This window comes from Aphanothece hegewaldii CCALA 016 (assembly GCF_003007785.1).
Classification (GTDB): domain Bacteria; phylum Cyanobacteriota; class Cyanobacteriia; order Cyanobacteriales; family Microcystaceae; genus Chroococcus; species Chroococcus hegewaldii.
Genome location: NZ_PXOH01000005.1, coordinates 241809 through 259929, shown reverse-complemented (window position 1 = coordinate 259929; position 18121 = coordinate 241809). Strand labels below are relative to the sequence as shown.

The following is an 18121-nucleotide window of genomic DNA, read 5'->3' as shown; positions in this document are numbered from 1 at the left end:
ATTTTTTATCGACCTAATGTTAATTCTTCTTTTTTTCCTAAGATACCTTGGGGACGCGATCGCATTAAGATCATGAGAATTAATCCAATAACCATAATCCGAAATGAGCCTAATTGACTATCACTTTTAAAGAATGGTAACAAAGGTAAAGCAAAACGTGTCAAGCTATCGTATGTCCAATAAATGATTGCACCTAACAAGGTTCCTGCATTGCTCCCCGAACCACCTAAAATAACAATAATCCACGCGGTAAAAGTTAAAATTGGTTCAAAGTTCGTCGGATAAATTGTGGTTAACTGCCATGCAAAAAAGGAACCCGCTAAACCTGCGATCGCACCTCCTAACATAAAAGCTTGTAACTTATACCAAAATACATTTTTACCTAATGCTAAGGGAACTGTATCATCTTCTCGAATCGCTTTTAATATACGTCCCCAAGGTGAATGACTTAAAAATTCTAATGCCCCATATACGAGTGCTAGAATCACTAAAATAAAGACCATTAAACCATCTTTGTAGCCATAATTCGCCAGAGAAATAATTCCATTTAAATAGAGAACGATAATTACAAGAGCCGCTATTATTCCCCAAATTAATATACTTTTTTGACTGCGAGGTTTATAGCTTTTGCCCTTAATTTCTTGACTAGACAACCATTCTTTTTTAAGACTTTTCCAGAGTTGCCACAAAGCATAAATAGCGACAATTGTAAAGACGATAATAAAAGTTATTTTACTAATAGGATTGGGATTAATATTAAAAGGTAATGGATAACGCTGTACACCAAAAGCGCCTTTAGTTATTTCTTCTTCATTGAGAACAAATAAGCGAATTAATTCAGACATTCCAATTGTTACGATCGCTAAATAATCTTCGCGTAGTCTCAGGGTAGACATTCCGATCAGTAAACCCAAGCAAGCGGCAATAATCATGCCACAAAAAACCGCTAGAATAATAGGAACGCCCTGTAATGTTAATAAAGCAGTCGTATAAGCTCCCAGAGTCATAAAAGCGACATGACCAAAATTAATCAGCCCTGCAAAACCCCATTGTAAATTTAAACCCAGTGCAAATAAACTATACAATGCAGCCCAGATTGTTAGAGAAACAAGATAATCAGCCATTGAATGAATCGAACAAGAACAGAAATAATATTTATTTTACCTTTTAGGATACACTCTCCTTTGAGTATTTAGTTACAGATGACTCATTCATATTTCTTGAGCTTGACGATAGATTTTTTCTGCTTCTTCTATTTCACCAATTGATGATAACAAATTTCCTAATTGTTCATAGGCTACAAGCAATGAGGGATCTAGTTCTACTGCTTTGTAATAAGCTTGAATTGATTGGGGAATTTTTTTGAGTTTTTCTAAAATTAATCCTACGTTATAGTGATATTTTCCTGTATTTGGATTTATAGTAATCGAATTCATCACACAATCTAAGGCTTTACCATATTCAAAAATATGTAAATATAGTAACCCTAAATGATGCCAAACCTCAGCATTTTGATGATTCCAAAATAATATTTTTTGATAGTTGTTCTCGGCTTCTTGAAAATTTCCTTTTTTTTTAAGTTGATTAGCTTCTTTAAATAGTTTATCAATTGTAGCTTGAGCCGCCTGCTCTATATTTATGATCAAATATTGTTCGTCCAGTTCTTTAATTTGAATTGACAAACGTTTAGCTAATTCAAGATTACTGAGTTTAATCTGTCTCATCAACTCTTTTTCTATAATCTGAATCAAATCTTTCGTTTTAGATTTTCTTCGTTCGGAAATTTCTTGTAATAAAATCGACATCCAAATAGCTTGTGCTTCTAATTCATTTCCTTGAGAAAAATAAATTAATCCTAAGTACCAAAAATTTGTTACATCATCGGGCTGTAAATTAATACAAATTTCATAATTTCTTATAGATTGCTCATACTGACCCAAGAGAATCTGTTTATAGGCTTGAGTCTGTAGTTTTAGATAGTTCATTCATGATCCCAGATAGCTACAACAAAGCCACTCGACTTCTATCGTAGCTTAGAGAATTACTACAATCCCAAAACTTCCGTTTAATTTAATGAATCAAATTGATAATAGTAAATCCAATGTTGATTGGGCTGATCAAGTCGGGCATAAACTAACTTTGTTTCAACTAAATATTTTAGACAAGAATTCACCATAGAAACGGGTCTATTGAGCCGATTACTAAGTTCCTTTGTTGTAATTCCTTGGGGATATAGACTAATGACATCTAAGATTTTTTCGGTGGTACTTAGTCCTGGAGTTGCGCTAATAATTTTAATAGTCAAGGCTAGATTAAAATAATTATGAACAACCTCAATGACTTTCTTCCTGTCTTAGTTTGTTCCCAAATTTTTACCTATTTAAAAACTATTTTTTCAATATAATGTATGAGTTTTGTCCCCCAAACCAATCAACTGCTCTCCGTCCAGAAAGAGAAAAGCTATAATATTGATCAAGATTAATAGAAAAGGATAAAAAACGATGCAACTAATTAATTCAATATTAGGTCGTCATCCTGAACAGATTAAAGCTAATGTCGAAATCTATACATGGGCGACTTGTCCTTTCTGTATACGAGCTAAGTTACTGTTATGGCGCAAAGGAGTCAACTATACAGAGTATAAGATTGATGGAGATGAAACAGCAAGAAACGCAATGGCACAAAGGGCTAATGGTAGACGTAGTGTACCCCAAGTTTTTATCAATAATCAACATATTGGCGGATGCGATGACTTACATCAACTTAATAGGAAAAATCAATTGGATACTCTTTTAGCTCAAAGTGCAATTGTTTAACTGTGCTGGTTTGTGAAATCATTATATCGAACTCATCAACACTGGATGAAACTCGCTTTAGAGTTAGCGCAAGAAGCGGGAGAATCTGGCGATGTTCCTGTAGGTGCCGTTATAATTGATCACAATGGAAGTTTGATCGCTCAAGCATCTAATCGTAAGGAAAGAGATCAAGATCCAACGGCTCATGCAGAAATTTTAGCAATTAGAAAAGCTTGTCAGGTTTTACAAAATTGGCATCTTAATGATTGTACGCTTTATGTAACTCTTGAACCTTGTTCTATGTGTGCTGGAGCAATTATTCATTCTCGTTTAGGTTTATTAGTATATGGTGTAGATGATCCTAAAACGGGAGTGATTAGAACGGTTTATAATTTTCCCGATAGTGAGTTTTCTAATCATCGTTTACCCGTTATTGCTGGAGTAATGGAGTCTGCTTGTCGAAGTCAGTTACAAGAATGGTTTACTAAAAAACGACATAAATAAGTAAAATCTATATTTTAACTCTAGAAAGCCATTTCTTAATTTTACTTCATACACTTTTTTGAGACTATAGTATAATTTGTGCAAAAAGTTTTGTTGATTGATAAGTATAAATCGAAGTTGAGCAAAGCAATTATGCAACAATATTTAAAATCTGTTCCGTCGGAAATTTTTAAAACTATCAAAAACCCCTCACGCTTGGGCAAAGTTTTTAATAAAAGTGAGTTTCACGCTTGGCGACGCTCATTTTTGCCAGAAAATCAAAAAGAGTGGAAAGATTCATCTTGGACACAATGGGAAGAGGAAGAAAATAGCTTTAAGATTAGACAATATGAAAATTATGAGCATTATGTACGTCATCAAAAATCCAAACTAGAGCGTTTTATGGTGACTAATAACGCTTGGATTAAAAATTATGATAAAGTTTATTATGAAGTTCTTAAAGAACGTTTGAAACCTCATATTCAAAAAAGAATGAGTGTTCTGTGTCTGGCAGCTAGACTGGGAACTGAAGTAAGATCATTTATTGATTTAGGATGTTTTGCTGTAGGAATAGATTTAAATCCAGGACAAGAGAATAAATATGTTGTTGTTGGGGATTTTCATCATCTTCAATATGCTGATGAATCAATTGATCTTGTCTTTACCAATTCTTTCGATCATGCTCTCATGCCTAATAAAATTATCAGTGAAGTGAAACGAGTGCTTCAGCCTAATGGTCGATTTATTATAGAAATTGCTTTGGGTTTACAACAAGGGACTGATCCTGGCGATTATGAATCATTTTTTTGGAATCAAATTGAAGATATAGTTGAGCTTGTTGAACAACACGATTTTAAAGTAGCTTATACGGAAACCATTAAAAAACCCTTTAATGGTGGAAAATTTATGATTTTTCAGAAAGTTAGTGAGTAGAGTATATCATAAATTATACAATTGACAGAAGTGGGTTTAGCGATAGTGGGTAAACCCTATTTTTTTTCAAGGATTACTAAAATCAGCAAGTCGTATTGAAAATGGCGATTGTTTATTTAATTCTGATGTGTTTTCCCGTATCAGGTTTATTAAATGTTATTAGATTTAAAAGTTTTATGCTCAAGCTCAACACCCTTTCGATTTCGTTACAGTAAATTTGAATGAAAAAATCACATTAATTGAGCAACCAATTAGACAATTACAACTACTTAAGCTAGAACTCAAAAAATTACTTTCATTACAGAAATCTAATTCAATCTCTTCTGTGGTTAAAATTTGTCCTATTAATGAACAATACCTTTAATTAGTGAGATGAGTTATGAATACTAAATTGGTTGACTCTTTGGTACAAATTATCGAATCTTTAACCCCAGAAGAACAAACCATTTTAGAGGAGAAACTTCAAGCAAAAAAAATAAACAGAATTGGCAAGAAAATTAGCAAAAATTGATTGAATTACAAAAAAAGGTTTTTGAACGTCGAGGCGGTGAATCTTTTGATCCACCATTAGACTATTATATTTCAGAGGCACGAGATGAACGAAATCAACAAATAGACGCAGTGATGAGAATTTGTTTTCATAAGGAGCAACAATAGTGACTGAAAAAAAACTTTGTGTTGATGCTAATTTTATTGTGCGCTATTTAGGTAGTGATGATCCTGCGTCAATTTATAGACAGAATTGGACAAGTGACCAACGATTATTTAATGCTGTTAGTCCATATCTAACGTGGATAAATTTCCTATCATAAAATGCTGTTTTTGTCAAGGCAATTCGACAGAAGTCGGTTTAGCGATATGTGGCAAACCCCAACCTAATTTTTCTCGCAAGACTCGAAAAAACTCTGTAGACTGAAGACGAATAAAATGGGCGGAATAGGGCGATCGCTTGACATGAATTCGATCCTCTGGCAAAACGTAACAACCCCCATTACCATCAACCACCATAATCATACGATTTGGGGTAGCAGGATAAATATTAACAGGTTCCGTATCAGAAAATACCAAAGCTCTAGAAGCGAGGGAATGTGGACAAATAGGAGCCAATTGTAAAACAGGAACATCGGGCGTAACAACTGGGCCACCCGAACTGAGAGAATAAGCTGTAGATCCCGTTGGAGTCGAGACAATTACCCCATCGGCGGCGATATCAACCGAAGCATGATGACCAATTTTAATTTCAAAATGACACATACTGGTTAATGGTTCACGATGAATCACCATTTCATTTAAAGAAAGAGCTTCCCAAAGTAAGGTTTTATCTCGGTACAATTGTACGGTTAACATAGAACGTTTTTCGATCGTATAGTCTCCTTTCATCACTTGTTCGAGTGCCGGAGACAATTGATTCAAATAAAGTTCAGTCAAAAAGCCCATATGTCCCGTATTAACGGCTAAAAGCGGAATGCCACAGGGAGCTAATTGACGGGCAGCCGAAAGAACCGTACCATCACCCCCTAAAACGATCGCAAACGTTAAATCTGCGTCAAATTCAGGCGGTATTAATTGTTCAATGGGAGTATAGCAGACGGGGTGTGAAGGTTGAGAGTAACCGAGTAACCCGCCGCATCCTGTTGTTGTCACCACATCCCAGCCACAAGCGTTTAATTTTTCTTGTAACTCTAGGGCGACTTTACAAGCGATCGGTTTGAGATCATTATAAACAATGCCTACTTTTGGCACAATTGATTATCCTACGTTTTTAGATTTAAAAGGAGAGCGTTTCTTTTTCTTAGCTTCTTTCTGTTTTTTCTCGTAATCTAGCTCTTTAAGCTTTTTCATGATCCGAGTATAGTAATCCTGTAGATAGGATTCTAAAGTAGTTGTCTGCTTCGGATCAAGGCCTAATAGTTGATAAACTTCCTCCATTGGTGCATCTAAAGGCTGTCCAGTGGCGAGAACTTCAGCAAAAGCAAGACGATCAGAAATATTATACGTCCATTGGAAAAGGCGAGTAATTTGACGCATAAAACGCAATAAACCTAAAGGCACACGAGAGATTTTAGCTTCTCGTTCTGATAATTTTTCACATAATGCGATAATTTCTTCTGGTTTCCAAGCTTTTGTCCCAACGACGGGTAAAGTCCGTTTTTCAGTTTCAGGAACTTCTAAAACTCGAAGCGTCAGTTTAGCGATATCCTGAGTATCCATATAAGCAATGGGTGTACTTTCACCAGAGATCCAAACCGACTGATTATCTAAAACAGGGACAGCATATTGATTAATTAAACCTTGCATGAAGCCACAAGGACGCAAAATAGTATAATTTAATCCTGATTCGGCTAGATATTGCTCTGTACAACGTTTAATTTCCATTAATGGAACATTTGGGTATTTTTCCGCATTTAAGAGCGAAAAGAAAATATAACGATTAATTCCCGCTTCTTTAACTGCTTTAATTAAATTTACTTTACCTTCCCAGTCTACTTGTTTAATACTAAGGGAATCTGTCGCTCTAGCGGTGGCAGCATCGATAACAACTTCTATATTTTCTAAAGCAGGGGGAATCGTTTCGGGTTTACAGATATCTCCTCCGACTAATTCTGCTCCCCATTCCTTCAAAAAAGAGGCTTTGCGTTGACTTCTGACGAGACAGCGTACCTGATGTCCTTGATCAAGTGCAAAACGGGCGATTTGCCGTCCTAGGGTGCCTGTCGCACCAACGATTAATAACTTCATTTATAGTAAGGTTTTTGTAACATTTTTTTACGTTTCTCTAAGATACTATCAGAAAGTGAGCTTTACTGTTCACCCTAAGTCAGAATTTTTAGAGTTCCTCGATCGCTGTCTAACTCTACTGTTACGCCAATTGGTAAAGCTGCATTGACCCCATCGTGACCAAAAGGTAAATCTGAGACAATCGGAATGTTTAAGTTTTGTAGGCGATCGCTTAACACTTCTTCAACTGTCCAGCTTTCACTCTCAACCGGCGCTTCACAACGGCTAAAACGTCCTAAAGCAATGCCTTTGATCTTGTCAAATATTCCCATCAATCGCCACTGAGTCAACATCCGATCAATTCGATAAGGGGCTTCTGTTACGTCTTCTAAGGCTAAAATAGCACCTTCTAAATTAGGATGAAGGAGGGTATTTAAGATATGAGTTGCAACCGTTAAATTGGCGGGTAATAGCCACCCCAATGCTTTTCCGCCACCCCATCCAGTGCCTTGTATTGATTCGACTTCATGACCTTCTAGATAATTAAAAAGTCGTTTCATTGACCAAGAGGGTTCATTAGCTAGAGTAGTTAATACTGGACCATGCAGACTACTAATATTTTCAGTTGCTAGACTCCAAAGAATCCCAGTTACATCGGAAAAGCCTATAATCCATTTCGGGGACTGTTTCGACCAAGACCAGTTTTCTAATAATCTAGCACTACCATAACCGCCTCTAGCACACAAGATCGCTTTACAGTTTGGATCTTCCCACGCTTCTAATAATGCTTGACGACGTTGAGTATCGGTTCCCGCGAGATAACCATAACGAGTATTCCAGTTACTCCCTAGTTTAATCTGATAACCATGCGATCGCCATACTTCTAAACCTTTTTCAAATGCGTCTAATTCTTTTAATGCACCACTTGTAGCAATAACAGTAACTAAATCTCCAAACTTTAGGAAAGGAGGAAAAATAAATTTATTCATCTGTTTAAAAATTCTTGAGGCGTTAAAATTATAATGCCTCGAAAAGGATTAAGGACTAATAAATCTTCATCTCCAGTAATAATCGCTTCAGCTTTACCACTTACCGCGAGTTCTAAATATTTGTTATCTTTGGGATCTCGACAAATTTCGATGGTATGTGTTGGCTCAATAATTTGCGTCGCTTCTATAAAGTTATTTTCTAACTCTAACCGTCTTTCTAAAGACAGATATCGTGCAAACTTTGGACGTAACAAAACTTCTCTTAGTTCCATAGCAATAGAATTTGAAACTAATACAAAACCCATATTTTGAGCTTTGCCTAATGCCTGATCAGGTTTACTTTTTTCAAATAAAAAAGCACTTACTATCACATTAACATCAAAAACAAACCTTCTTTCAAGCTTCATCATTTAAAATCGATTCTAGAATTTCGGGGGTTAATCCTCTGGCTTTTGCTTCCTGACTTGCTTTTTTCATGGTATTCCGAAGTTTTTCTATTGCAGCTTTTCGACGATTTTCTAACTGTAATTCTAATAAATCTGTAATTTTTGCTTCGATTTGCTCCCGTTCTACTTCTGTAAAATTGCGGTAAGCTTGGGCTATATTTGAAGGAACTTGAATAATAATTTCTTCTTTGCTCATGGCGTTGATAACCTCGCTATTACTCAATATGACTCTAAATCTATTATATCGCTAAGAATTTCCACAAGTATTTTTTAATTCTTCTAAATTCCAAAAAGCTCCCCCTAAAGCGGAAAATTGTATCTCTTCAAAACAATTACGCACAGCCGATAAAGCTAAAGGATTCACTAAATAAATAAACGGTAAATATTCACTCATTAATTGTTGAGCTTCATTATAAATAACTTTACGCTTTTCGATATTTAATTCTTTAGCACCTTCAATATATAAATTCTCTATTTCTTTTTCCCAATCATAAAGAATTCTGCCATCTACGGGAGGAATTCCAGGCTGTGGTTTTTGATTAAAAGCGTGTAAATTACCATCTGTATACCAGATATTCGGTGCATGAGGTTCATTATCTCCCGTAAACCCAAGTATATAAGATTCCCAATCTAAACTATTACTTAGTTTATCAACTAATACACTAAAAGCTATTGGGGCAAAATCTACTATTATTCCAATTTTACTTAAATCTTCTTTAATTTGTGCGCCTATTGCTTCTCTAATTGGATTGCCTGCATTTGTCAGTAAATTAAAACGTACAATGTGATTATCTGAGTCTACTAATTGATTATCTGAATTATACTTAAATCCTGCTTCTTGTAATAAGGCTTTTGCTTGTTCGGGATTATAATCATAGCCAGCTAAACTTTGATTATAAAAAGGAGATTGAATCGACATAAACGAGTTTTGTTTTTCTCCAAGTCCTCGATATATATTATTAATCATTCTGGTGCGATCGATTCCATAGGCTACCGCTTGTCTAAATTTAACATTATTAAACCATTTGGCTTTAATCGGATCAATTAATGGTTTTCCATTGCGGCTACCTTGATTAAGATTAAAAGATAAGAAATTTGTTCCGTAAGCAGGTCCCCCATTAAAAATCGTGAAGTTTCCTCTTTCATCTTCTTTTTTCAGTAATGAAAAATATTCGGGCGTAACTCCAATATAATCTAAACTTTTAGAGCGAAATTGTAGTAAAGCGGTGTCTTGTGATTCAACAATTGCCCAAATAACTTGAGCAATATGTGGTAGTTGGTTTCCTTGTGTATCTTTTTTCCAATAATAAGGATTTTTATCAAATATAATTCGTTGACCTGTCGTATAATTTTTTAATTTATAAGCACCATTAACGATAATTTTTTCAGGTGGGGTATCCACTCCCCAAGTTGACAAAAATTGTAGCTTTCCATCAGAGCTTTTTTTTTCAATGGTTGGTTTTAAAATATGTTTGGGTAAAATGGGAACACTAAGAGTATCTAAAAATGGTGCAAAAGGTTCGGTTATTCTAAATTCTATACTGCGATCTTCAAGTTTTTTAATAGTGGGAAAGCTTTGACTTCTACCGATCCTAAAACTATCTCTATAGTTATTGGGTATTTTGGGATTTAAGTAAAGTTCATTGTAACTAAATAATACATCGTCAATGGTTAAAGGTTGACCATCAGACCATTTAAGATCTTTTTTTAAGGTAACAATAATACTGAGTTTATCCTCAGAAACTTCCCATTTCTCAGCTAAAACGGGTTCTTTTTGTCCAGTAATCGGATTTTCGGTAATTAATCCTTCATACACTAAACCAAAAATATTCGGTGACTCTTGAGATAATACTGCATTAAAAGTTTTTGGGTCGCCTACAATAGAAGTTACTAGCTGATTAGGAGTAGAAGTGGGCGCACAAGCCGTTAAAGGAATAAGAAAAAAAAAGATTATAAGAAAACTTAAACAAAAAGAAATCGTTTTTTTAGTTAATTTATTGATCATTTTTAATTACTTATTCTGTCCGTCTAATCTACCTAATTCATAAACACCACACGCCACACAAGCAAAAAGTCCGATACTCACTGACCAACTGCTCCCTAATCCTAATTCTACTCCCCAATTGCATAAACTACCGATCGCCAAAAAGGGTATAATACTACAGACCGAAGCATAGAAAGCATTTTGTGATTCTCTGACTTTGCGACTTTTCTCGAATTCTGCTTGAGAGATATACAGGGTTTGATCGGCAAAATTTAGCCATTGCTCTAGTTTTTCAATGATCCATTCTCTAAGGGTATAAAAACCTAAATATAAAGCAAGGGACCAAAGACAGCTACCTGCAATCATTGTTGTATCGAGAGTAATGCCAAAAGGTAGAAGGTCATTTAACATTGTTAATTGGCGATGAAGATAAATTTAAGTTAATCATAACTTAACAAAGTTTAACAAAGTTAGGAAGCTTAATCTTTACTTTTTTCGGTCTTTTAATGGGAAAGCTATTAATAGTTTTATAGAATCGCTCGGTGTAAGGTTTGACAAACCTTTGTACAAAAACTACTGTCATAGCTTATGCTTATTGACAATAGCACTAGCTTTTCTTGAGTATGGATGTAAATTGATTGACTATGCTGTATCCGAATTTTATTAGACGAAAATTGAATCTTTTTCGTTCCCGCGTCCCTCGTGCGTTAATGCTGACTTTAATTATTTCCTGTTTAGGTGGTTTGAGTGCAGAGATCCATCAAAAACCTTTACTCGCTAAAAACCAAAGTGCTAAAAATGCTTGGGTATATGCTGCTTTTCCTGTAGAATCTTTTCAAGCCTATACATCTGGTTTTGGCTATCGTAATTCTCCAGTAGACGGTAGTTGGAGTTTCCACGCTGGAATAGATATCGCTGCGCCCTTGGGTAGCTATGTCCGTAATTGGTGGAGTGGACGTGTTGTAGAATTATCTGATCATACTGCTTGTGGGACAATGATTAAAATTCAATCTGAGCAGTGGACTCATGTTTATTGTCATTTAATGGGAACCGTTGGAACAAGTCCCCAAGGACGTTATTTAATTGATCGTGAAGGTGGAATTATTCTCTGGCAAGGTCAAGAAATTGTTGCTAATACCAGAATAGCTCGTGTGGGAATGACGGGGCGCACAACAGGGCCACATTTACACTGGGGCTTAAAATATGGCGGTCAATATATTGATCCTGCTCCTGTTCTTACGGAAATGATTAGACAACAACAGGCATATTATAATAAATGAACCTATCATGCGGATGGGGAGACTCGAACTCCCACATCAGAGATACTAGAACCTAAATCTAGCGCGTCTACCAATTCCGCCACATCCGCAATTATTGACACATCTTCCATCATAACATATCAATCGGGAATATTGCAAGAAGTTTTAATCTGACCTAGACAAGATAGGATGATATTGAAGCTGACTCACGCAAGAATCCTAGGTTAAGTCTCAATGTTATTCGCTTATTTTTTCCAGTCTCCAGGCCCGATTATTTTTGAGATTGGGCCGTTTGCTCTTCGGTGGTATGGGTTATTAATAGCCACTGCTGTTTTACTTGGGGCAACATTATCACAATATTTAGCCAAACGCAGAAAGATTAACCCTGATTTATTAGCTGATTTAACAATTTGGTTAGTTATTGGCGCGATTCCTTTTGCTAGGCTCTATTATGTTCTATTTGAATGGCAAGAATACGCCCAAAGACCTGGGGATATTATCGCAATATGGAAAGGTGGGATCGCCATTCATGGGGCTATTATCGGCGGAACGATCGCTACTTTAATTTTCGCTCGAATTAAAAAAATTTCGGTATGGCAATTATTAGATCTTGTAGTACCATCTTTAGCATTAGGACAAGCGATCGGACGATGGGGCAATTTCTTTAACTCAGAAGCATTCGGCAAACCTACTAATCTACCTTGGAAACTTTTTATACCACCCAGTAACCGCCCTCCCCAATATTTAGATCAAGAATTTTTTCATCCGACCTTTTTATATGAATCCCTTTGGAATCTTAGCGTTTTAATAATACTTTTGTATTTATTTTTTTGGGGTTTAAAACATAGCGATCGTCTAAAAGTAGGCACATTAACACTTGTTTATGCGATCGCCTACAGTATAGGTCGATTTTGGATCGAAGGGTTACGCACAGATAGTTTAATGCTTGGTCCCTTAAAAATCGCTCAAATAGTAAGTTTAATCGCCATTTCTTTAAGTATATTCGGTTTAGTATGGCTCTATCGTTTCAAGAGACCTTTACCCGATGTTGTTTCTCCACCACCCGTATTAGAACGATAAAAAAAAGGGTTTGGCAACCAAACCCCGATTAATTTTGACTATTTATTGATTATTTAGCCATTTCTTCTTGCAGTTTTTGTTTAGCTGCTTTGAACTCAGTTGCTAATTGTTTTTGTTGATCATCGCTACAGTTGTTACGAATAGCACCAAACATTGTGCTTTCTTCTTGACGAACGTGATCCATAATAGCCGCTTGTAACTTCTTGATTTCGTCTTTAAATTCAGCAGAACCAGGGTTCATCGATTTGATCTTATCTAATAACTGTCTAGCTTCGGCTTGTTCGTCATAGAGTTCTTGGGTGTCATCACCATAGAAAGGACGGACAGTAGGATAAACCGTTTCTTCTTCTGCTTTAGAATGGACAAACAAATCTTTGTAAAGCTGTCCGAAATATTCTTGAATTTTCTGGGAATCGTCTGATTGTAGGATTTCCATGAAGAGGACATTAACTTTTTGGTGATCCATACGGAGTACATTTTGGATCGTCATTTCGTCTTCATTCATCCCAGTCATACTACCGACAGCACCAGTAGCAGCCATCATCGCGTCTTGAACACGCGCCCAGAGACCTTGTTTAGCTTCTTTGCCAGTAAGTTGACTAACACCAACAAGTTCGATAACCCCTTTAAGTTGTTCTTGATGTGCGCGGTTTTCAAAGTTGACGGTGTTTAAAGGAAGAATTGCTGCTTCAATATCAGCCCCAACCACTTGAGCAGCTTTGTGGATTAAAATACCACTCATGGTTTGTTTATGCTTAAGTAACTCATGCTGTGATACTTTATCAAGCAAAGTTAATTCTTGACCGTCCATCAGTTTTTCAACTTCATCAAGCATTTTTTGAACGGTTTCGGATACTTGTGATTGAACCCCGTAGTTAACGGTTACATCATTAAGAACTTTCAAATTATTCTGATCGTCTCTAAGCATATCTTGAAAACGCTCACGTATTTCTGGATCGTCTATAGCCGATAGCAATTTTTCATCATTTTTGATTAAAAGCTCCTGAAGTGCCTTCATATCAGCTAATTTAGAAGCAATCGCCATACGTTTAGTGTCATCTAATGTTGAAACCATAATAGTTGGTTCTCCTCTATGCAAGAAGCAATTTAATAAATTCATCATTTATTAATCTGACAAATCTTTTTGTCTTTCACCATCTGACTAAGGTTTGATCTGATGCGCTCAATATTATCTTTGTTGTCTAACTAAGGAGTGAGAGGAAATTTATTCTATTTTATTTTTCTTGATTTAATAATAGTCCTAATCCTGCGCCGAGCAATTCTGCTAAGATACTAATCACTCGAAATAATGCGACAGTTGTTAATAAAATACCTGCGGGGAAATGCTGATGATTTAAAAGGGCGATCGCTGTTGCTTCAAAGATACCCATTCCTCCAGGCGCACCGGGTACTACTAACCCCATTAACCAAGCGAAACTAAAACTACTCAATAAGGGTAAAATTTGTTCTGTATTGATTTTCATCAATGCTAACCAAGTTAATAAAAACCCACAACCCCGTAATAAAACAAATATTATTTCTCCTAATAAAGGCAACCACAAATATTGTTTTAATTGAATCGCTGGTAAATTAAGTTGTTTTCCTTTCGACTTGCTGAGTTTTTGTAAAGCTATATTTAAGACACGAGGATGAATTAAACATAAAATAGCAATAAGAATCAATAACTGTAGTCCTAAATTATTAATTTCAATCAATCCAAAACTACTACTCACAATTGCGATAAACAAGGCTGCTGTTGCCATGAGTAAAGGTTCTAGTAAAACACTTATACTTGCTGATTCGATTGTGCTACCTGCTTGGTGAACTGCGGCAATTCTTCCATAAAAATGACCAATATTACCTGGAAAATACTTAGCTAAATTTGTAATTAAATAAATTTTTAAAGCCCATTTTATATAAACATTTTGTTTAAATTCTTTAAGAATCCAAGTCCAAACCCAACCCGACCAAAGATGAGCAAATAAAGTAACGATAAGAGCTATAATAAGAATGAAAAAACTTTTTGATGTCAATCTAACCGTTGCGATCGCTTGCCAATTTTTTTTAAAGGCATAAGCCACAAAAAATAAGGTTACTCCTAAGATCAACCAACGTAAATAAGGTTTGATTTTCGATAACATTTTTCTAATCTAAATTTTTTTAATAGCTTGATTAAATATTTTCATCGCTTCAAGCTTAGAGGGCATCAAAACACAACGGATAAATAAATCTAAATTAAGCTCAGTAAATAACTCGCTTTGCTCCACTTTTTCATACTCTTGATAATTTTCCCTTTCTCGAAAACAATAAATCAAAATCTGATTATTTTCCCAAAGCCAAACTTCAGCAATCTTAAATCGTTTATATTTTTCTAATTTTTTAATACTGCCACTTGTCAAATTAACTTCAATAGCAAAGTCAGGATTTTCTTTTTTTTCTCCAATATAATAAGATTCGTCTGGTTCAAAAGACACGCCTTTTTCTTGGGCTTCACGAGTTGAACTACCAACTGGTATAAATTCTATCTCTTTTTCTAAAAAATAAAGTCCCAAAAGCAAAGCAATAATACTTTTAATTGTCTCATGTTCTTCACCGAGCGTCATTAACTCAATCCATCCATCTAAAAAAGTAATTTTTATTTGAGAATTTTTTTGTAATGTTGTCTGAATCGCTTTAAATTCTTGCCAATTGTAACGCCTAGGTAATAAAAATCTTTGCTCATAAATAGATGGTTTTTCATTAACAATTTGATTAATCATAAGAATAATCTCCTATTTTTAATGTAGAGGGAGGAAAGCCAAACTCTTGTATGTGTTTGCTCAACAAACCTAAAGAATAGACTTATTTTATCATTTTACAAAACTAATCAGTAACTATCACAGAGAAAAAGCAAAAGTGTATCTAGTCTATTTTTAATGAAAAATGATATCATAGTTAATAAACTATTTTGTCTTTTAGCTTCGTGTCATATTGTTATTGCTCTCAACGAAACTTGAAAAATTCGTCTTCTCAAGAACATAGCTTATGAAATGGCTCGCTTTTTTACTGATTATTCCTTTGCTCTATCTAGTGACTCAATACTGGACAATTGTTTTAGCAACATTAATTACGTCTTTAGCTATTTTATTACTCAGTAAGGCGGTTTATCGCTTTGGTTTTATTGGGCGAAAGCTAAAAGCGATTAGACAAGGAAAAGTGTTACAAATAAGATCGCAAAATCAATATAGTATTCCTCTTGAAGTTATTCCCCAACAGCAAGAAGTGAAGAAAACCTTATACAAAATACCGATTAACTATAAAAAATCGAGTTGGTTGATTAAATCAGTTACACCACAACTCACCAAAGAAGGAATTAGTTTTAAAGTTTTTGCTCACGAGTTAAATCAAGTTAAAATTGTGCAAAAACGTTCTAAGGATTCAACATTCGACTTAATGCAAAAAATTTCAATACCAATCCAAGAAGTAATTAGTAAAATTGAACCACAAATCACAGAATTTAATGAACAAATCGATAAATTAGAAGAACTTAGAAGCTTGGCGGCATCTTCAGAAGTTTATCATCAGCAAGCCGAAGTTTATGCAAGAGCAATAGCACAAATTACCGATCTTGTCAAGAATGCCGAAGAACTAAAAAGAGAATGTCTTAAATTTGTTCGAGAAAATTTAATTGGCGCAGAATTAGCTAAATACAATCCAGAACAATTACCAGAAGTAACGCAAAAAATCGAATTTGAAGCCAAATATAAAGCCATTAATCAAAAATATGAATTGCTTCGAGAAGAAGTTAAAGCTTATTTTGAACTCAGAAAAGCAAGTCAAATCTAGACATTCTTCAAAGAATCACAAATCCAACTAACTGCATCTGCTAAATCAGCCGCAATATAATCAGGGCGTGTTCGATGTTGATAGTCGCCTTTAAGAACTTTTTTTCCATAACCCGTTTTTACGAGAATTCCTTTTAATCCCGCATTGTGGGCTAAATCAACATCTGTAGCTTTATCTCCCACCATAAAGCTTTGTTTGAGATCAAGATCATATTCCCAAGCAGCCGCGACTAACATACCTGTATTGGGTTTGCGCCACGTACTCCAACGGGTAAAATCTGCACTGACTCCCCCGGCGGAGGGACTCAAATAGGGACAATAATAAACAGCATCTAATTTCGCGCCCGCCTCTCGCATAAGAAGTTGTGAAAGACGCTTATGTAAAGCTTCGACATGGGAGACGGGATAATAGTTTCTGGCTGGCCCCGATTGATTGGACACCAAACAACAAAAAATCCCTAGGTCATTGAGTTTACGGACTGCTTGGGCAACACCAGGAATGAGGTTTAAATCATCGACACGGCGGATATAACCCGCTTCGACATTAAGAACCCCATCCCGATCTAAAAAAACTGCTGATTTAGCCACGCCAAATACGTTCAAGAACGGTTTCAGGTTTGATATCGGCAATTTTACCAGTAGGTGATTGTATTCCGATATAGCGATCTTGAGATGGTGGTAAAAGTTTTGCTACTTCAGTGGGGCCAAAAAGTGCGATCGTATATGTGCCAACCGCTACAGATAAGTGCATCGGCGCACTATCTGTACACAACATTAAATTAGCCCCGGCAATCATCGCCGCCAGTTTTCCAATATCTGGGGGTTGAATGACTTTAAGATTAGGGCGATCGTTTTTCATTTGTGCCACCCATTCGCCATCATCGGGACCTTTGAGTAACACAATGGGAATATTGGGCTGTTTTTGCAACAAATCATCGATAATTTCTCGCCACTGTGACACGGGATAAATTTTATCGATTCCTTTGATTAAAGCTAATTTACTTGATCCACCATGAATGAGAATGTAACCACTCTCTTTAATTTCTAGGCGTTTTTGTTCAGCTAATGCCCATTGAATATCTTCATTGAGAAGGGTTATTTTAGGCAGAGGGGAGGTGTTATTAATGCCGATACCTTGTAACAAGTCATGATACATATCGGCGGCGTACTGTTCTGTTTTTAGGGGAACAGGGTTTGAGATAAACCAAGAATTTTTAGTTTTGTAACCGACTCTCGTTGGGATACCATTGAGCCAGAGGAGTAATCCAACTGTCCAACGTTGCCCCAAAGTCAAGGCTATTTCGTATTCACGATCGCGGATAATTCCCAATAGGTTTAGATAATCCGCTAAACCGTTACGGTCTTTGTAGTCAAAAAGTAGTATTTCATTAACATGAGGACAAACCCGATAAGCAGACTTAGCGCGGGGTTCTACAAGTACATCAATTGTTGCATTCTTGTAGTTCTGCTTAAGGTCTTCAAGGGTGGGGAAAAATAGGATCTGATCGCCTATTCCTCCAGGTACAAGGGCTAGTATTCTCATCTTATCTGGGTAGACCTGAATAGATCAGCTTAATTTTAGCAGTCTCGGTTAAAAGAGATGTAATACT

24 protein-coding genes and 1 tRNA gene are annotated in these 18121 nt (G+C 35.8%); 9 read left to right on the top strand and 16 right to left on the bottom strand.

The genetic code is table 11. The features are described from left to right. Window positions 1–5: 5 nt before the first annotated feature. The 3 genes from C7H19_RS07230 to C7H19_RS07220 all read right to left on the bottom strand — a co-directional run bounded on the left by C7H19_RS07230 (window position 6) and on the right by C7H19_RS07220 (window position 2305). A complete protein-coding gene (locus C7H19_RS07230) occupies window positions 6–1124 on the bottom strand; it encodes a branched-chain amino acid ABC transporter permease (protein ID WP_106456218.1) in 1119 nt (372 codons plus the stop codon). An 87-nt stretch (window positions 1125–1211) separates the two neighbouring features. Next, window positions 1212–1985, bottom strand: a complete 774-nt coding sequence (locus C7H19_RS07225; protein WP_106456217.1) for a tetratricopeptide repeat protein — start codon at window positions 1983–1985, stop codon at window positions 1212–1214. Between the two features lie 80 nt (window positions 1986–2065). After that, the gene (locus tag C7H19_RS07220) at window positions 2066–2305 is read right to left on the bottom strand and encodes a MarR family transcriptional regulator (protein ID WP_106456216.1); all 240 of its coding nucleotides are present in this window, start codon (window positions 2303–2305) and stop codon (window positions 2066–2068) included. A gap of 196 nt (window positions 2306–2501) precedes the next feature. Between C7H19_RS07220 and grxC the strand changes: the two genes are divergently transcribed. The 6 genes from grxC (at window position 2502) to C7H19_RS25535 (ending at window position 5023) form a co-directional block, all read left to right on the top strand. After that, window positions 2502–2816, top strand: coding sequence for a glutaredoxin 3 (gene grxC, locus C7H19_RS07215; protein ID WP_106456215.1), 315 nt, complete (start codon window positions 2502–2504; stop codon window positions 2814–2816). Window positions 2817–2828: 12 nt separating this feature from the next. Then, complete coding sequence (gene tadA, locus C7H19_RS07210) at window positions 2829–3299, top strand: tRNA adenosine(34) deaminase TadA (protein ID WP_281261720.1); 471 nt, start codon at window positions 2829–2831, stop codon at window positions 3297–3299. A gap of 132 nt (window positions 3300–3431) precedes the next feature. Next, window positions 3432–4211, top strand: coding sequence for a class I SAM-dependent methyltransferase (locus C7H19_RS07205; RefSeq protein WP_106456213.1), 780 nt, complete (start codon window positions 3432–3434; stop codon window positions 4209–4211). 379 nt (window positions 4212–4590) lie between these two features. Then, window positions 4591–4722, top strand: a complete 132-nt coding sequence (locus C7H19_RS27010; protein ID WP_281261719.1) for a hypothetical protein — start codon at window positions 4591–4593, stop codon at window positions 4720–4722. Beyond that, a complete protein-coding gene (locus C7H19_RS26200; protein WP_219907604.1) occupies window positions 4719–4868 on the top strand; it encodes a hypothetical protein in 150 nt (49 codons plus the stop codon). Before C7H19_RS27010 ends, C7H19_RS26200 begins: the two co-directional genes overlap by 4 nt. Continuing rightward, window positions 4868–5023 (top strand): hypothetical protein, encoded by a 156-nt coding sequence (locus C7H19_RS25535; protein ID WP_181280544.1) that lies wholly within the window; start codon window positions 4868–4870, stop codon window positions 5021–5023. Before C7H19_RS26200 ends, C7H19_RS25535 begins: the two co-directional genes overlap by 1 nt. Before the next feature lie 13 nt (window positions 5024–5036). Here C7H19_RS25535 and C7H19_RS07195 read toward each other — a convergent pair whose 3' ends face one another. From C7H19_RS07195 to C7H19_RS07165, 7 genes are all read right to left on the bottom strand, one after another. Then, window positions 5037–5954 (bottom strand): NAD(+) kinase, encoded by a 918-nt coding sequence (locus tag C7H19_RS07195; protein ID WP_106456212.1) that lies wholly within the window; start codon window positions 5952–5954, stop codon window positions 5037–5039. A gap of 6 nt (window positions 5955–5960) precedes the next feature. Then, window positions 5961–6950 carry an SDR family oxidoreductase gene (locus C7H19_RS07190; RefSeq protein ID WP_106456211.1) on the bottom strand — a complete coding sequence of 330 codons (990 nt, stop codon included), beginning with the start codon at window positions 6948–6950 and terminating at the stop codon, window positions 5961–5963. Window positions 6951–7024: 74 nt separating this feature from the next. Continuing rightward, on the bottom strand, window positions 7025–7918 hold the full coding sequence (locus C7H19_RS07185) for a S66 peptidase family protein (RefSeq protein WP_106456210.1): 894 nt from the start codon (window positions 7916–7918) through the stop codon (window positions 7025–7027). Continuing rightward, window positions 7915–8328 (bottom strand): putative toxin-antitoxin system toxin component, PIN family, encoded by a 414-nt coding sequence (locus C7H19_RS07180; protein WP_106456209.1) that lies wholly within the window; start codon window positions 8326–8328, stop codon window positions 7915–7917. The genes C7H19_RS07185 and C7H19_RS07180 overlap by 4 nt, the downstream gene beginning before the upstream one ends. After that, entirely contained in the window at window positions 8315–8560 is a 246-nt protein-coding gene (locus C7H19_RS07175) for a hypothetical protein (RefSeq protein ID WP_106456208.1), read from the bottom strand. The genes C7H19_RS07180 and C7H19_RS07175 overlap by 14 nt, the downstream gene beginning before the upstream one ends. 51 nt (window positions 8561–8611) lie before the next feature. Next, entirely contained in the window at window positions 8612–10369 is a 1758-nt protein-coding gene (locus tag C7H19_RS07170; protein ID WP_106456207.1) for an ABC transporter substrate-binding protein, read from the bottom strand. Window positions 10370–10375: 6 nt separating this feature from the next. Further along, window positions 10376–10759, bottom strand: coding sequence for a hypothetical protein (locus tag C7H19_RS07165; RefSeq protein ID WP_106456206.1), 384 nt, complete (start codon window positions 10757–10759; stop codon window positions 10376–10378). A 233-nt stretch (window positions 10760–10992) separates the two neighbouring features. Between C7H19_RS07165 and C7H19_RS07160 the strand changes: the two genes are divergently transcribed. Then, entirely contained in the window at window positions 10993–11628 is a 636-nt protein-coding gene (locus tag C7H19_RS07160) for a M23 family metallopeptidase (RefSeq protein ID WP_106456205.1), read from the top strand. Between the two features lie 8 nt (window positions 11629–11636). On the opposite strand, the gene C7H19_RS07155 is transcribed toward C7H19_RS07160, so the two are convergent. Continuing rightward, window positions 11637–11717: transfer RNA gene (locus C7H19_RS07155), tRNA-Leu, on the bottom strand. A gap of 124 nt (window positions 11718–11841) precedes the next feature. Here C7H19_RS07155 and lgt point away from each other — a divergent pair. After that, on the top strand, window positions 11842–12687 hold the full coding sequence (gene lgt, locus C7H19_RS07150; RefSeq protein WP_106456204.1) for a prolipoprotein diacylglyceryl transferase: 846 nt from the start codon (window positions 11842–11844) through the stop codon (window positions 12685–12687). Between the two features lie 49 nt (window positions 12688–12736). On the opposite strand, the gene C7H19_RS07145 is transcribed toward lgt, so the two are convergent. The 3 genes from C7H19_RS07145 to C7H19_RS07135 form a co-directional block, all read right to left on the bottom strand. Then, the gene (locus tag C7H19_RS07145) at window positions 12737–13762 is read right to left on the bottom strand and encodes a hemerythrin domain-containing protein (RefSeq protein WP_106456203.1); all 1026 of its coding nucleotides are present in this window, start codon (window positions 13760–13762) and stop codon (window positions 12737–12739) included. 160 nt (window positions 13763–13922) lie between these two features. Then, window positions 13923–14828 (bottom strand): lysylphosphatidylglycerol synthase domain-containing protein, encoded by a 906-nt coding sequence (locus C7H19_RS07140; protein WP_219907603.1) that lies wholly within the window; start codon window positions 14826–14828, stop codon window positions 13923–13925. A gap of 9 nt (window positions 14829–14837) precedes the next feature. Continuing rightward, a complete protein-coding gene (locus C7H19_RS07135) occupies window positions 14838–15446 on the bottom strand; it encodes a Uma2 family endonuclease (RefSeq protein ID WP_106456201.1) in 609 nt (202 codons plus the stop codon). Between the two features lie 265 nt (window positions 15447–15711). On the opposite strand from C7H19_RS07135, the gene C7H19_RS07130 reads away from it, so the two are divergent. Further along, window positions 15712–16512: a hypothetical protein gene (locus C7H19_RS07130; protein WP_106456200.1), complete on the top strand. Its 801-nt coding sequence runs from the start codon at window positions 15712–15714 to the stop codon at window positions 16510–16512. Here C7H19_RS07130 and C7H19_RS07125 read toward each other — a convergent pair. Then, window positions 16509–17099: a D-glycero-alpha-D-manno-heptose-1,7-bisphosphate 7-phosphatase gene (locus C7H19_RS07125; protein ID WP_106456199.1), complete on the bottom strand. Its 591-nt coding sequence runs from the start codon at window positions 17097–17099 to the stop codon at window positions 16509–16511. The two genes, C7H19_RS07130 and C7H19_RS07125, sit on opposite strands and share 4 nt — an antisense overlap. Continuing rightward, window positions 17092–18054, bottom strand: coding sequence for a glycosyltransferase family 9 protein (locus tag C7H19_RS07120; RefSeq protein ID WP_106456198.1), 963 nt, complete (start codon window positions 18052–18054; stop codon window positions 17092–17094). The genes C7H19_RS07125 and C7H19_RS07120 overlap by 8 nt, the downstream gene beginning before the upstream one ends. Window positions 18055–18121: the final 67 nt, after the last annotated feature.

Coding starts and splice junctions, on each gene's coding strand:
- C7H19_RS07230 (WP_106456218.1), bottom strand. CDS start 1,124: ATGGCTGATTATCTTGTTTCTCTAACAATCTGGGCTGCATTGTATAGT.
- C7H19_RS07225 (WP_106456217.1), bottom strand. CDS start 1,985: ATGAACTATCTAAAACTACAGACTCAAGCCTATAAACAGATTCTCTTG.
- grxC (WP_106456215.1), top strand. CDS start 2,502: ATGCAACTAATTAATTCAATATTAGGTCGTCATCCTGAACAGATTAAA.
- C7H19_RS07205 (WP_106456213.1), top strand. CDS start 3,432: ATGCAACAATATTTAAAATCTGTTCCGTCGGAAATTTTTAAAACTATC.
- C7H19_RS27010 (WP_281261719.1), top strand. CDS start 4,591: ATGAATACTAAATTGGTTGACTCTTTGGTACAAATTATCGAATCTTTA.
- C7H19_RS07190 (WP_106456211.1), bottom strand. CDS start 6,950: ATGAAGTTATTAATCGTTGGTGCGACAGGCACCCTAGGACGGCAAATC.
- C7H19_RS07185 (WP_106456210.1), bottom strand. CDS start 7,918: ATGAATAAATTTATTTTTCCTCCTTTCCTAAAGTTTGGAGATTTAGTT.
- C7H19_RS07180 (WP_106456209.1), bottom strand. CDS start 8,328: ATGATGAAGCTTGAAAGAAGGTTTGTTTTTGATGTTAATGTGATAGTA.
- C7H19_RS07175 (WP_106456208.1), bottom strand. CDS start 8,560: ATGAGCAAAGAAGAAATTATTATTCAAGTTCCTTCAAATATAGCCCAA.
- C7H19_RS07170 (WP_106456207.1), bottom strand. CDS start 10,369: ATGATCAATAAATTAACTAAAAAAACGATTTCTTTTTGTTTAAGTTTT.
- C7H19_RS07165 (WP_106456206.1), bottom strand. CDS start 10,759: ATGTTAAATGACCTTCTACCTTTTGGCATTACTCTCGATACAACAATG.
- C7H19_RS07160 (WP_106456205.1), top strand. CDS start 10,993: ATGCTGTATCCGAATTTTATTAGACGAAAATTGAATCTTTTTCGTTCC.
- lgt (WP_106456204.1), top strand. CDS start 11,842: ATGTTATTCGCTTATTTTTTCCAGTCTCCAGGCCCGATTATTTTTGAG.
- C7H19_RS07145 (WP_106456203.1), bottom strand. CDS start 13,762: ATGGTTTCAACATTAGATGACACTAAACGTATGGCGATTGCTTCTAAA.
- C7H19_RS07140 (WP_219907603.1), bottom strand. CDS start 14,828: ATGTTATCGAAAATCAAACCTTATTTACGTTGGTTGATCTTAGGAGTA.
- C7H19_RS07135 (WP_106456201.1), bottom strand. CDS start 15,446: ATGATTAATCAAATTGTTAATGAAAAACCATCTATTTATGAGCAAAGA.
- C7H19_RS07130 (WP_106456200.1), top strand. CDS start 15,712: ATGAAATGGCTCGCTTTTTTACTGATTATTCCTTTGCTCTATCTAGTG.
- C7H19_RS07120 (WP_106456198.1), bottom strand. CDS start 18,054: ATGAGAATACTAGCCCTTGTACCTGGAGGAATAGGCGATCAGATCCTA.